Below are 14071 nucleotides of genomic sequence, written 5' to 3' on the forward strand. Positions count from 1 at the left end.
GTCTACACATAAAAAATATTAAGAGAGTCTACTGTCTAACGACGGTAAGCTCGCCAACTAAGCAACCAAAATGTGACACCTGCGATGCCACAGCCCATAGATAGCTGCTCATAAGGGCTTGAAACTAATATTGCGGAGCATACGACTAAAGTGGCTCCAACACCAAACAAAAACTTTCCAGTCGCTTGTTGGCGTTTGGTATCTCGGTAGCCTTGATAAAGCTGATCCATTCTCTGGTTCATCGCTTTACCCTGACGAAGGCTGTCATAAAGTAACTCTGGCAGCTCTGGTAATTTCTCTGCCCAGAATGGCGCACGCTCTTTTACTGCGTTGATCACAGCTTGCGGCCCCACCTGATTCATCATCCAGGTTTCAAGGAAAGGCTTCGCCGTTGCCCACAAATCAAGTTGCGGATAAAGCTGACGGCCTAGACCTTCAACATACAACAAAGTCTTCTGCAGAAGTACCAACTGAGGTTGAACCTCCATGTTGAAACGTCTTGCTGTATTAAATAAATTTAGCAACACATGGCCAAATGAGATCTCGCCAAGTGGTTTTGCAAAAATTGGCTCACACACCATGCGAATCGCAAATTCGAAATCATTGACGTTAGTGTCGTGTGGCACCCACCCTGAATCGACATGTAGCTCTGCAACTTTACGATAATCTCGATTAAAGAAAGCCAGTAAATTCTCGGCTAAGTAGCGCTTATCTTCGCTATTAAGCGTGCCTACAATGCCACAATCCAAGCCAATCCACTGAGGGTTATCTGGATTTTCAGGGTTAACGAATACGTTACCTGGGTGCATGTCTGCATGGAAAAAGCTATCGCGGAACACTTGGGTGAAGAATACCGTCACACCACGTTCAGCCAGCAATTTCATGTTCGTGCCGTTGGCGTTCAGCGTTTCAATATCCGAAACTTGAATACCATAGATTCGCTCTGACACCATCAAGGTTTCACTGCTTAAATCAGGGATAACCTCTGGAACATACAGCTCTTCACTGCCTTCAAAATTACGTCGCAGTTGAATCGCATTCGCAGCCTCGCGGCGCAAGTCGAGTTCATCCAGTAACGTTTTTTCGTACTCGTGAACCACCTCAACCGGTTTCAAACGACGTGCTTCAGGAAGCGACTTAGCGACTATACGCGCCATTCGGTGCATCAGTTTTAGATCTGCATCAATCACCGGACGAATATCAGGTCGAATGACCTTCAGAACAATCTCGCGGCCGTTCTCTTTAAGCTTTGCAGTATGCACCTGAGCGATAGATGCTGAAGCCAATGGCTCGATATCAAAGTCAGTAAACCAGTTATCTAAGCTGCCACCCAGTGCCTTTTCCATATCTTGCTTGGCCAGTTGACCATCAAACGGCGCCACTTGGTCTTGCAGCAAAGCCAATTGATCTGCGATGTGAGGAGGAAACAGGTCACGACGCGTTGACATCATTTGACCAAACTTAATCCACACCGGCCCTAACTCTTGCAGAGCAAGACGCAAACGCTGACCCAACTCTTTATCTTGATGCTTATTTTTGAGCCAAAATAGAGACTTTCTCGCCAACAGTGGCGCTTTAGTCAAATGGTGCTCAGGCATCAATTCATCAAGGCCGTACTCTAACTGTACCTTGATAATATGATAAAGACGTTTCAGTTCTGTCGGGGTCATATTTTCTCCAACAGAGCGTTCAACTTAGCTTCAAGGCGAGCTACCGAGCTTTTTACGTCATCAACCTGATCGCAAAAATGCACCACTTCTAATGGCGCTGGAGCAATCTTCCACTCTTCTGTCAGAACCTGAGCAACATGATTTTGATGCTTAGTTGCTTGCTTAGCCACAAAGCCGCCGACGTTTTTAACGCCTTGTACCAAGGTATGAGCAACCACATCGCCAGTCACACGTGACAGCCACTCTTCCAAATCAGGCTTGCAGTCTGTCATTAGCTGAGCAAATTTCTGAGCCAGTTGAATATCACCCTCTAAGATCAGCTTATCTTGCTTGATCAGTTTGGTGATGTTCGATTGCTCACGCAGTTCTGGCAGTACCGATAGGTTCAAAGATAGGTAGCAATCTGGTTGCCCTTCATATTCAGACAACACATCGATCTGTTGGCTAAAAACGAAAGTGAGAGTTTTATTCAGCTCTTTCAAATTAACTTGAATGATCTGCCCCTTTAAACGAGACAAACGACGAACCAAAGCTGGATCATCGTTCACGAAAGTATTTAAAGAGGTTTCAATAACCGCGGTGACCAATGGATCAAATGGCATGACTGTCCTTACCTTTGAAAACGGATAAGCGTTAACCTATCCGTTCTATCTTTATTCTTATTTTTAGCGTGCTCTACGAGCCTGCTACCAAGTTCGACTAGAACTTGTAACCGCGGTGCAGCGCTACAATGCCGCCCGTTAGGTTGAAGTATTTCGTATTTTCAAAACCCGCTTCTTGCATCATGCCTTCCAAGGTTTCTTGGTTAGGGTGCATACGGATTGATTCTGCAAGGTAACGATAGCTGTCTGCATCGTTAGCAATCAGTTCACCCATTTTTGGCAATAGGTGGAAAGAGTAGGCATCGTAAACCTTTGATAAAGGCTCAAGCACTGGTTTAGAAAACTCAAGAACCAACAGACGACCGCCCGGCTTCAGCACACGGTACATTGAACGCAGCGCTTGGTCTTTGTCGGTAACATTACGCAGACAGAAGCTGATGGTAATGCAATCGAAGTAGTTATCTGGGAAAGGCAGCTCTTCAGCATTCGCTTGTACGTAATGTACATTGCCAACAATACCGCTATCACGTAGTTTATCGCGGCCAACATTCAGCATTGAGTTGTTAATATCAGCAAGAACCACGTGGCCTTTTTCGCCAACGATACGCGAGAATTTCGCAGTAAGGTCGCCAGTACCACCACCAAGGTCTAGGATACGTTGACCAGGGCGAACGCCACTGCAATCAATCGTGAATCGCTTCCACAAGCGGTGAACACCACCCGACATTAAGTCATTCATGATGTCGTATTTAGCGGCTACAGAGTGAAATACCTCTGCTACTTTCGCGACTTTTTCGTCTTTTGCGACTGTTTCGAAACCAAAGTGTGTGGTTTCTGACTCTACTGCTGAATTTGTCTGCACGCTTGTGTCCATAATGCTGTTATCTACCATGGTAAGTTCTCATCGACAGTGCACTCTCTATTTAGAGGCGCTGCGGCCGATTAGTTTACTTTATCCTCAGCGGGTTGTCTTTCTACTAAGGAGGCATTTTCTGAAAAAGCCTCATTTTGAGCGATTTCCGCCAAGCCAACCGAGATAGGTTTCTTCACCTCGACACCCAATTGCTTAAAGCTTTCGGCCTGACGAATCACGTTACCACGCCCAGTCACAAGCTTATTCATCGCCCCTTGGTAGCTTTGATTGGCTCTGTCTAATGAGCTACCAAGACCTTCCATATCATCAACGAACAAGCGCAGCTTGTCGTAAAGCTTGCTCGCGCGCTCCGCGATAACTTGCGCGTTCTGATTCTGTCGATCGTTGCGCCACAAGTTATCAATGGTACGCAGTGCCACCAGCAAGGTCGTAGGGCTGACCAAGATAATGTTTTGTTCCATCGCGTCTTTGACCAAGCTAGGGTCAGCTTGAATCGCGACTTGAAACGCGGGTTCTACCGGAATAAACATCAATACATAATCAAGGCTCTGTATACCTTTGAGCTGATGATAATCCTTCTGACTCAAGCCTTTAATATGCGCTCGCAGTGAAGCTAGATGATCACGCAGTGCTGCATCGCGTTGTTGATCGGCCTCAGCGTTAAAGTAGCGCTCAAAAGCCACCAAAGCCATTTTCGAATCCACCACCACCTGCTTATCTTGGGGTAAATGCACAATCACATCCGGTTGATAACGCTTGCCGGCATCGTTTTGTAGGTTCACTTGCGTTTGGTATTCATGACCTTCTCGTAAGCCAGAATCCGCCAACACACGAGCCAGTACTACTTCGCCCCAGTTACCTTGCTGCTTGTTATCACCCTTTAGCGCTTGAGTTAGGTTAACCGCTTCGCGAGTCATACTTTCGTTAAGGCGCTGCAAGTTTTTAAGCTCATGCACTAAGGTGTGGCGCTCTTTGGCTTCTTGGCTAAAGCTATCGTTAACCTGCTTCTTAAAGCCTTCCAACTGCTCTCTTAGTGGAGACAACAAACCTTCTAGGCTCTGCTTGTTCTGCTGATCGACCTTGGCGGTTTTACTCTCAAAAAGTTGGTTCGCTAACAATTCAAACTGCTGCTTAAGTCGAGATTCAGCTTGTTCTAGCAACTGCAGCTTTTCGCTATTGGCGAGGTTTTCTTGATCATGCCTTGCTTCTTGTTCGCGCAGTTCGGCTTCCAATTCAGATTTATGGTCTTTCAGCACATTGATCTCATCAGCGTACTGCTGGCGCTCTTGCTTTACTGCCTCAAAGTAGCGCAGCTTTTCCATCGCAGCCATCACCTTACCGTGTGCTTGCTTGAGCTCGAATGCCGCTTTGTCTCGGTCATCATCTAACTCATTGAGTTCTTGTTGCGCCTCTGCGAGTGATGATTTGAGCTGAGCTTGCTGAGATTCATGCAACAAACGATCGGACTCTAGCTGCTGCTCGAGCAATCGCTGCTGAAAAGAGAGCTTCTGTTTAATCCACCAACCCACGACACCACCGCTGACGAGCGCGCCAGAAATTGCAGCAATAAGCGTTGCCTGATGTTCGATAATCCATTGCATGATAATGATTTAGCCCAATTGGAAATAACTCATTAAATGGTATTTTGATACTGGATAAATGTCCAGTTTGCCGTATTAAAATTCGACAGATAGACTAAGCGCTCCGTATTCTGCCCCATCAAATTAGAATGAGTTGCTATGAACGAACGTCGTGCCTTGGGCTTTGGCCTTGCTGCGGTATTGCTGTGGTCAACAGTCGCTACTGCTTTTAAGCTGACCCTTGCTGAGTTTTCACCGATTCAAATGCTGACCATCGCCAGCATTGTATCGTCGATTGCGCTGATCGCGGTTTGCGCGTTTCAAGGTAAGATTTCTCAACTGAGTACTACGTTTCTTTCAAACCCTTGGTATTACTTACTGCTTGGTTTGGTGAACCCTCTAGCCTACTACCTGATTCTATTCAAAGCCTACGACCTGTTGCCTGCATCTCAAGCACAAGCCATCAACTACAGTTGGGCGATCACGCTGACTCTAATGGCAGCGGTGTTTCTAGGGCAAAAGATTCGTAAGCAAGATTGGATTGCTTGTACCTTCAGTTATGCGGGTGTGGTTGTGATTGCCACCAAAGGTGATGTGTTAGGCATGCAGTTCGATAGCCCACTCGGTGTGGCCTTGGCTCTGCTTTCAACGCTACTGTGGGCGGGCTACTGGATTCTCAATACCAAAAATAAAGCAGACCCTGTGGTGGGTGTATTACTTGGGTTCTTAGTGGCACTGCCATTCGCGATTGGTTTAACCATTTACGAAGGCGAGAGCTTTAGCCAAATCACAGCGAAAGGTTGGATGGCCGTGACTTATGTCGGCCTGTTCGAGATGGGCATTACCTTTGTCTTGTGGCTATCAGCACTCAAGCTAACCAACAATACGGCACGTATCAGTAACCTGATTTTTGCCTCGCCGTTTATCTCGCTAATGCTACTTTCGACCATTATTGGCGAAGAGATTCACCCGGCAACACTGTTTGGTTTGATGCTGATTATTGCGGGTTTGGTGATTCAACAGATCAAATTTTCAAAAAACAAACCTGCGTGACTGAGTAAATGAATAAATGAGCTAAAAGACTCGATTGAGCACGAAAAGCTATCGATACAGTCGAATTTTCTCAATTAGATGTTAGATACAAAAATGGCGAGTCATATGACTCGCCATTTTTATGTAATTTAAAATCTAATGGATAAGCCCAAAGCTTAAACCCACTGGCCTGCTGCAAAGCCAGAACTCCAACACCATTGGAAGTTATAGCCCCCTAACCAACCCGTTACGTCCATTACTTCACCGATGAAATAGAGGCCAGACACACTCTTACACTCCATGGTTTTCGAAGATAGGTGATCAGTATCCACTCCGCCTAGAGTCACTTCGGCAGTTTTCCTAACACAGTCCATAAGTTGTCAAAATACAATTTATCAATTCTGTATTTTATACTTCAAACTTAACTTGCAGCACTGTAAGTTCTCAAGAAACCGAACTGATATAAAAACCAAATTAGCAATTCAACAATGGTTATACCCACATTTTTGAACCGCATTGGGGAGATGTCATGGGCTTTGCTAAGAACCAGAGAACATCAAATAGCAATGCATAACTATTCAACTAGTGTATTACATTGGTTGAACTGAGTTAGCCAAACGCTTTTCATGCCCTAGAGGTGTAGTATAAAAACGCTGCTCAATACCGTAGAGCAAATATTTCAGCTCATCGTCTGAATTGATTTCAAACTTACTGTTTTCTTTATCGAACGTTAACTTTTGCTCACAGTAACTATGAATATACGAGTACATTTGGTCTCGCTCTTCCACTGGTAATGCCGCCAGTGTATCCATTGCCAATGCGATACGTTTACGGTTAGGCTTTGATACCTTCGACGTATCATAACCATCAGCAAGCTCAATAAAGTCCTCTTCTAAGAACTTTTCAACCTCTTCTTTTGTTGCTTCTTTGTATAGCTCATCAATACCTTTAAAGATGCTAGATATTGTCGCTAGACTCTTAAATACTAACTTATCCTGCGCTTTGTAGTAGACAGCATCAGCCACTTGATTAACAACCAAACGCTTTTCAGTACTTTCAAGCTCCGCCGCTTCACCGAATGCAATCATCTTCTTGGTGACAAAAAGGGAAGGCGTTATTTTTTGGAAATAGAAATTATTGCCTTGAATCGCATAAAGCAGAGTAATGTCTTTAAACTTAGCTTTTGGAAGGTCGTCATAATCTTTTGAATCAAAATCGGCTTTAAGAATATCAACGCAGTATGGCTGCTGACTAAAGTTATCGATTTTAAACCACGAATCTTCGTCTAGGTTGTGGTCAGGGGCATAATCAACACAGGCATCATCAGTAACGAGCAACTCCTCGAACAGTGTTTCGTCTGAAAGCAGCTTAAATACATTCTTTTTACTGCGACCTTTAACTTTAGTCAGTACTGAATCCACGATTATCCTCGCTCAATAAATGTATAATTATTAATACGATAAGCTTTATCTATCACTATATCACCTGGTGTTTTATAACGCTCTTTGCTTATCAAAAAGATGGTTGCACCATTTTTCGTTTTGATGTTGTAGAACTCAAATCCAAACAATAAAAACAGCGGGTTGAAGTAAAGCGCCTGTGATAAGAAAGTAAACACAAACAGGACACCATAGACAAAAAACAAGGTTTCCCAACTGCCAATGCTTAGTGCCACAAAAAAGTAGCCTAAGTAACTAGGAAGAAAACTGTTATTAGCGTGTTCAACCTCAACCACCTGGCCTGGTTTGAATTCATCCTTACCAAGGTATCGACAGAGGAAGATGCTCAGCCCACTTAACGCTATTGGTATCAAGAGATAAAGAATGTATGAAATTGCGTTCGGCAACGTCGCTAAGTAAGTACACCTTTCAAAAAAGTGACCTAACGTGTAGCTTTTTTGCACCACAAATATTATCAACAACAAGGATGTTGCCGTTACAGTGAGCAGTAGCCGATACGAAATATTCATCATTTAACAGTGACTTGTCCGTTCATTAGCATAGGGAGAAGCCAATCGCGCAGCTCCACTAGCTTTTTATTTTCCTGTACAACAATATCTCTCCGCTGAAGTATAGGCTTACTGAGTTCTTCAAATCTATTAATAAGATATTGAGGAGGTAGCTCTGTTTTGTACCAGTTCACACCTTTCAGATCCAAGTGAAGAACCAACGTTCCTGATGCAAAGTGCTTGATGTAATTATGATAGTAATCAGAATTAAATAGCCTTTCTAGGTAAGTATTACCAAAATAGCTAGACTTAACCAAAGCAACATCACAAGAGATCAAAGCTCGCTTTTCTTCAAAAGCATCAGGAATAATAAATCCTTTACCTATAATATCAGCGTTTCTAGTGACATCGGTTATAGCAATCACTAAATCACCAGTGTTACATAACTTGTCAAGCTTATAACTCCCTGAAAAGTACTTTGTCCCGTTTAGCTTAAACCTCCCACTCAATAAAAAGGAATTGAGGTTCAATAATGGTGTGCCTGTTTCAGCAATATCTTTACTTCGGTAGGAAATCCCTCTACTAAACGTTATATGTTCACCTAACTCACAAACTTCCCATCCTTCTGGAATCTCACGCTTTAAAGTCTCATTAAACACCATTTTACCACCAGAGGCTTTATATGGTTTTCCATTCGTATCAGGAAAATCAAACTGAACAAACCAATAGTCGTACAGCGTTTTAAGCATAGCTTCAAGCTCAGTATCAATTCGGTTATTGAGTTCAATTTTTTCATTCAATAAGCAAAGTAGATCACCAACTTTAACTTGCTCATCAAACTCCGGTAAAAGCAGATCCAAATAAGAAAAAATAGCCTCATTTAAACTAGCACGCAGAGTCATGACTGCATTATTTGTCATGGTCTTTCTAAACATTGGGCTTCTAAGATAAAAAGCCATAAACTTTGAGTATGTTATATCTGATTGAGTTGGACGAAGACGCTTTACAAAACCACTAAATGCCGCATTAGGGTAATCTTTTGTCGCTACGCAACTCATAGCAAGCTCATCGACTACTTCACTTGTACGAGTAAGAAAAATATCTCCATTTTTAATAGAGTAAGTCTCTTTTTCCTTTTCTGATGTAGCCATTAGGTCATTTAATTCATCAGGAACAAAGTAATTTTTGAACACAGTAGAGAATGATAAGAATGGACTACCATGACCAGCTTGTTCCTTAGTAGAGGATATGCCAGAAGACATAGTATACAATTCACAAAACCGATATTTCTTTAAATTACTCATAAATCAATCCAGAAAGCTGTTTTTTTATCTCTGCATCAATATCACGAGACTGACTAAATAATTTATCTAATTTATTACTAAAGGTACTCATTCGTTCAGAATACTGCTCCTTAGTCATATCCACATACTCAATTTTAACTTCATAATATTGACCTGCACTGAGGCTGTAATTTTTCGCAATAATATCGTCATAACTAACAGCTACCGATAAATCATCTTCTGTCCATTTATTATTGAACACATCAATGATCTGTTGCTCTTCTTCTGGAGCAAGGACAGTTTTCAGGTTCTTCCCTTCTTTGACCTTTTGACCAAGGTTAGACGCATCAACCAGTATCACCTTATTTTTATTACTACTATCAATAAACAAAATCGAAACATTCGTCCCTGTAGTAGCAAAGATGTTCGATGGCATTGATACAACACCAGCTAGCATTTGGTTATCAACTAAATACTGACGAATTTTCTTATCAATACCCGACTGAGCGGTCATAAACCCAGTTGGCAACACAACCGCAGCTTTACCATCAGGTTTCAGTGAATAAATAATATGCTGCAAGAAAAGCTGATAGAAGGCCATTTTATCTTTAGCTTTTGCTGGGATTTTAGGTACACCAGCAAAGAAGCGTTTTTTATGCTCTTTACCTTCCAGCTCTTCATGTATTTCACTAAAATCAAGCTTAAATGGTGGATTAGAAACTATATAATCAAATTGCTTTAGACTGGCCCCTTCTTTGTGCTGTGGGTGCCGCATAGTGTCACCTTCAATCACATTAGGAATTGAATGCACAAGGTTATTTAAGATTAAGTTCAATCGTAAAAGGTTCGATGACTTTTTCGAGATATCCTGAGTAAAGATAGAACAACGACTTTCACCAATGGCGTGTGCAACGTTCATCAACAAAGTACCTGAGCCGGCTGATGGGTCATAACAACTTACGTTACTAATTTTTCCTTGCTGTTCTTCTGGTACAAGAATGTTAGCCATAATTCGAGCAACGGCATGAGGGGTATAGTACTCGGCATACTTGCCGCCTGAATTACTATTGTAGTCTTTTATTAGGTATTCAAAGATCACTGCATAGAAGTCGTACTTTTGGGTAAAAATACGCTCAAAGCTAAACTCAGCAATACTATTAATGATTGCGCGACAGAAGTCATCACGCTTACTAACGGTCACGTACTCACTGATCGATTCGAACAGTGCAACCTTCTCACCAGAGTCGGTCATAACTGAGAAGGTATCACTGTTGAGCATCGAGATATCGCGTAGTGTGTCATCGAACAACTTAGCGAAATCGGCTTCATTTTGTTTCGCAAATAAGGTGGAGATGAAATGCTCTTGTTTTAGCTCTGCTGCATCGGCTGGCAACTGCATCGCAAGCATTTCTCGCTCATCATCGCTTAGTGCGATAAACGCTTGCTCCCAGTTATCACTACTTTCCAGCTTGGGTTCAATTTGTTTCGTTTCATAAGTGAACTTATCGTTCAATAGCTTATACAAGAATACCTGAGTAATGATCTTAAACTCACTCGCGTCATTACCTAGGCCATTACGAGCACATGTTGATTTTAAATCATCGATCAGCTGTTTAGTTTTACTTTGGAAATCTTGTTCTACCATTTTGTCCTACCACGGAGTTCTACCGTTAAATTCGTTTAAATATTCACGTACTACCAACGTATTAATATGCTTCGCAGCTACGGGAGTTAAATTAATTTTTTGTTCCGTTTTAAACTGTTTGATGGTGTTAGGCATCACTTTACGTTCAAAATAGCTCTCGTTATTGAGCAGCTGCTGATTGTTCAACACTTGCTCATCAGTTAACTGCTTGATTGCCGCTAGAGCTTCAAAAATACGGCGTTCAACTAAGTTTTCAGTGCTCTCAAACAGCTTACTATGCTGGCCTTCTCCTCGCTTCCCCTCAAGGAGTCGCTTATGAGTTCTAGCGTACTTTTCATCACCTAAGTACTTAGCTTTATAACGGCTGTTTTCTTGGTTAAGCACCTTTACTCGCTCATGAATCTTTCGCAAAGCACCAATATTTTGGTCCATCTGTTCTTGACTTACTTCACTCAAATTCTTGGTTTTGAATAGGCGTTCTAACTCTTCTTTCAAAGCAATAAATTTCGGGTCAGCTTGGTCTATGTTGCCAGCCAAAGCCTCACGGGTTTTGCGTAAGGTGTTTTTAAGTTCGTCTGCTAACTTGAGTTCACTTTCACCGACCTTAGTAAACATAAAAACGACATCTTCTAGCGCTGCGTTTAGTAAGTTAGTGGTATCGGTACTGTTCTCAATTTGCTCTTTTAAGTTCAAGCTTCCCAAGTGATCATTTGTATATCTGTACAAGACGTTAAGTTTAGCGAAATCTAACTCTTGAAGCTGCTCAGTATCCCCTTGAAGGCGGATGATATTATACAGGTCTTTTGCACTCTCTAAGGCTTTTTTTAAAGCGAGCATCTGCTTGCGATCTGAAATCTGGCTAATCTGCTGCTGGAACAACTCACTGTTCTCTGTATCGAATTGGAACAGCACATCTTTTATGTGCTCAATCTCTTCGCACACTTCTTCATGACTTTTGAACAGGTTTGAATAGCTGTCCATTTCATCGCCAAGTTCACTTTTTAGCTCATCAAAGTAGGCTTTATTGGTCGCGTCAAACTCTGCACTAATATCAGCAAAATCGACCACATAGCCGTAACGGAACTCTTTGTAGGTCCGATTTACACGTGTTAAAGCTTGAAGTAGGTTGTGCTTTTTAATGACTCGACCTAAATAAAGCTTTTTCAATCGTTTAGCATCAAACCCCGTAAGCAGCATGTTGTAGACAAACACGAAGTCTATTTCGCCTGCTTTATATTGCTCTACCCACTCTTTACGCTCTTCCTTACTACCTACGTCATGTAAAATCAGAGCTGCTGAATGTACCTGGCTATCTCGTTTTAACTTTTCATTGTAGCTAGCCCTTGGTTCATGAATAGCACTTTCTTTTATCAGAGCCTTTTCAGACTTAGAATTGGCAGGTAAAACAGGCTTGGTGGCATAAATAGCATTAAACTGTTTGAACAATTCTTTTGCTTGTTCAGAGCTATCACAAATCACCATTCCACCAATGCTGTTATCTCCCCACGAAGAGCGGCTTTTTTCAAAGTCCTGAACGATGTAACTCAGCATAGGTTCTACGAATCTAGGATGGGCATAAGCTTGCTTTTTATCAATACTGCCTTGCAGCAACTCGACCTCTTGAAGAGCTTCACGCATTGCCATTACATAGTTACTAGCAATCTCTTCACGAATTAAACGTAAGGTATAGCCATCAGCAATTGACGCATTGTAGTAATACTTGTGGATGTAATTGCCAAAAATCTGTTTAGAGCTAAATGCTTTTGACTCTTTAGTTGGATCTTTATCCTTCTCCTCCAGAAGCAACGGAGTACCTGTTAAACCAATCTTAATTGCATTGGGATCTGACTGGGTAAGGTTGGCTAAGAAGCTACCTTTAGGGTTGTAGCTACGATGCACTTCATCTAAAAAGTAAACACGTTGGATATTAACGTCATAATCGACGGTTCGTAGAACACTAGGGTCATCTTCAAACTTCTGAATATTAACAACGGTGATCTCCGGCTTACCCGAGTCATTATGGATAACCTTAGTTGCCTTGATACTCTGAGCAAAAGCTTCTCTAGAGTTCACTGTATGAACCATTAACCCACGACTCGTAAATTCACGCTGTGCCTGAATAAGTAGATCAATCCGGTCAACAATAAAATAAAATTTAGGGATTATGTGTTGCTTTTGATAGTAATCGGTTAAGTGCCTTACGTTATAATAGGCCAGAGCCGTTTTTCCACTTCCCTGGGTGTGCCAAATAATGCCTTTCTTAATGCCTTCACTTAACTTACTTTCAATCGCTTTGGTCGCGAACAGCTGCGGATAGCGCATCACGTGTTTTTGTAGACCATCGGTCTCTTTAACGTACGCTAGCGAATATCTCAGCATGAACGCAAGGCGCTCTGGATTAAGAAGTGACGTGCATATTCTATTAGTTGGCGCATCATGGCCTTTGTTAGTGAGGAACTCAGGACTATGTTTAATAACAGTGTAGTTATTATCTTTTAGAACAAAGTTCTCAGTATCATCAGCTAAAGGCTTAAGTAGCTTAGTAAGATTAAGAACTTCTTCTTCTCGGAAGTAGTTGAAGGTAGGCTTTGTATAAGATGAACTCGCATAGAACGCCCCTTGAATAGGCTCGGGGCTACCATCATCGTACTCCATGTTATTAGAAAACAGCATGAGCTGAGTAATGTTAACGAAGCGTCTAAATTTGGGGTTTTGGAAACGTTCATTGATTCGTTTTCGTTCATCTAGAACACCATCTTTATTATTTGGTTTTTTCACCTCAATAAAGACTAAAGGCATACCATTAATGAGCAGAATGATATCTGGACGAAACTTTTCATCACCGTTCTTGTATGTAAGCTCTGTTACTACGTGTAGGCTATTTTTTGAGAAGTCATCAAAATCAATGAGCTTTGTACCGGAACGACTCGTCAGTTTTTCATAAAAAGCACGGCCAAGATCTTCATTGTCTAAGCTTAACTTTAAGTCATCCAAGCAGCGTTCAACATCTCCATCATCCACGCCAGGATTAATACGCTCAATCGACTCTTTGAAGATATCCGGGAAAATGTTGGTATCAGTGCACCAAGTAGCCTGCTTTAAAGATAAATACTTATACCCTAGGCGGGTAAGGTGCAATATGGTTGGTATCTTTACCCGTGTATCTTCGTTTTGTTTGGTCATGATGTTCCTGCTCTGAAGTAAAGCCTTCATTCAATCTAAATTCCAGCCACACAGAGAATATTTGAAAATCTATCACCTGACCACAATTAGGTGCATATATGAATCAATAACGTTAATCCTATCTCTTACCTGACCGTTGCAGGAACAACCAAATTAAAAACAAGACACTAGTTGGTTTTCATTCCACATCGCACCCTGCGAATCGCAACTTGCGATGTGGATAATCATGTCAGAATATTCAGGGGGAAATGAGC

Annotated in this window: 10 protein-coding genes and 1 pseudogene; 1 reads left to right on the forward strand and 10 read right to left on the reverse strand. The window is 42.0% G+C overall.

Features of this window, described 5'->3' with window-relative positions; translation table 11 throughout:
• Positions 1-35 precede the first annotated feature (35 nt).
• The 4 genes from ubiB to rmuC all read right to left on the reverse strand — a co-directional run bounded on the left by ubiB (position 36) and on the right by rmuC (position 4747).
• Positions 36-1670: a ubiquinone biosynthesis regulatory protein kinase UbiB gene (gene ubiB / locus K08M4_RS14405; protein ID WP_086050293.1), complete on the reverse strand. Its 1635-nt coding sequence runs from the start codon at positions 1668-1670 to the stop codon at positions 36-38.
• Entirely contained in the window at positions 1667-2272 is a 606-nt protein-coding gene (locus K08M4_RS14410; protein ID WP_019350537.1) for a ubiquinone biosynthesis accessory factor UbiJ, read from the reverse strand. The genes ubiB and K08M4_RS14410 overlap by 4 nt, the downstream gene beginning before the upstream one ends.
• A gap of 97 nt (positions 2273-2369) precedes the next feature.
• Positions 2370-3149, reverse strand: a complete 780-nt coding sequence (gene ubiE, locus K08M4_RS14415) for a bifunctional demethylmenaquinone methyltransferase/2-methoxy-6-polyprenyl-1,4-benzoquinol methylase UbiE (RefSeq protein WP_026012235.1) — start codon at positions 3147-3149, stop codon at positions 2370-2372.
• 65 nt (positions 3150-3214) lie between these two features.
• A complete protein-coding gene (rmuC, locus tag K08M4_RS14420; RefSeq protein ID WP_086050294.1) occupies positions 3215-4747 on the reverse strand; it encodes a DNA recombination protein RmuC in 1533 nt (510 codons plus the stop codon).
• Positions 4748-4885: 138 nt separating this feature from the next.
• On the opposite strand from rmuC, the gene K08M4_RS14425 reads away from it, so the two are divergent.
• Positions 4886-5779, forward strand: a complete 894-nt coding sequence (locus K08M4_RS14425) for a DMT family transporter (protein WP_086050295.1) — start codon at positions 4886-4888, stop codon at positions 5777-5779.
• A 155-nt stretch (positions 5780-5934) separates the two neighbouring features.
• Here K08M4_RS14425 and K08M4_RS14430 read toward each other — a convergent pair.
• From K08M4_RS14430 to K08M4_RS14455, 6 genes and pseudogenes are all read right to left on the reverse strand, one after another.
• Positions 5935-6117 (reverse strand): annotated as a pseudogene (locus tag K08M4_RS14430) (NAD(P)/FAD-dependent oxidoreductase); the annotation flags it as partial.
• A 231-nt stretch (positions 6118-6348) separates the two neighbouring features.
• Positions 6349-7179, reverse strand: a complete 831-nt coding sequence (locus tag K08M4_RS14435; RefSeq protein WP_086050297.1) for an ATP F0F1 synthase synthase — start codon at positions 7177-7179, stop codon at positions 6349-6351.
• Positions 7180-7181: 2 nt separating this feature from the next.
• Positions 7182-7730: a KwaA family protein gene (locus K08M4_RS14440; protein WP_086050298.1), complete on the reverse strand. Its 549-nt coding sequence runs from the start codon at positions 7728-7730 to the stop codon at positions 7182-7184.
• The gene (locus K08M4_RS14445; RefSeq protein ID WP_086050299.1) at positions 7727-9010 is read right to left on the reverse strand and encodes a restriction endonuclease subunit S; all 1284 of its coding nucleotides are present in this window, start codon (positions 9008-9010) and stop codon (positions 7727-7729) included. Before K08M4_RS14445 ends, K08M4_RS14440 begins: the two co-directional genes overlap by 4 nt.
• On the reverse strand, positions 9003-10634 hold the full coding sequence (locus tag K08M4_RS14450) for an HsdM family class I SAM-dependent methyltransferase (RefSeq protein ID WP_086050300.1): 1632 nt from the start codon (positions 10632-10634) through the stop codon (positions 9003-9005). The genes K08M4_RS14445 and K08M4_RS14450 overlap by 8 nt, the downstream gene beginning before the upstream one ends.
• A gap of 6 nt (positions 10635-10640) precedes the next feature.
• Positions 10641-13817 (reverse strand): type I restriction endonuclease subunit R, encoded by a 3177-nt coding sequence (locus K08M4_RS14455; protein ID WP_086050301.1) that lies wholly within the window; start codon positions 13815-13817, stop codon positions 10641-10643.
• Between the last annotated feature and the right edge of the window lie 254 nt (positions 13818-14071).

Origin of the sequence: Vibrio syngnathi (assembly GCF_002119525.1) — a bacterium.
Taxonomy (GTDB): Bacteria; Pseudomonadota; Gammaproteobacteria; order Enterobacterales; family Vibrionaceae; genus Vibrio; species Vibrio syngnathi.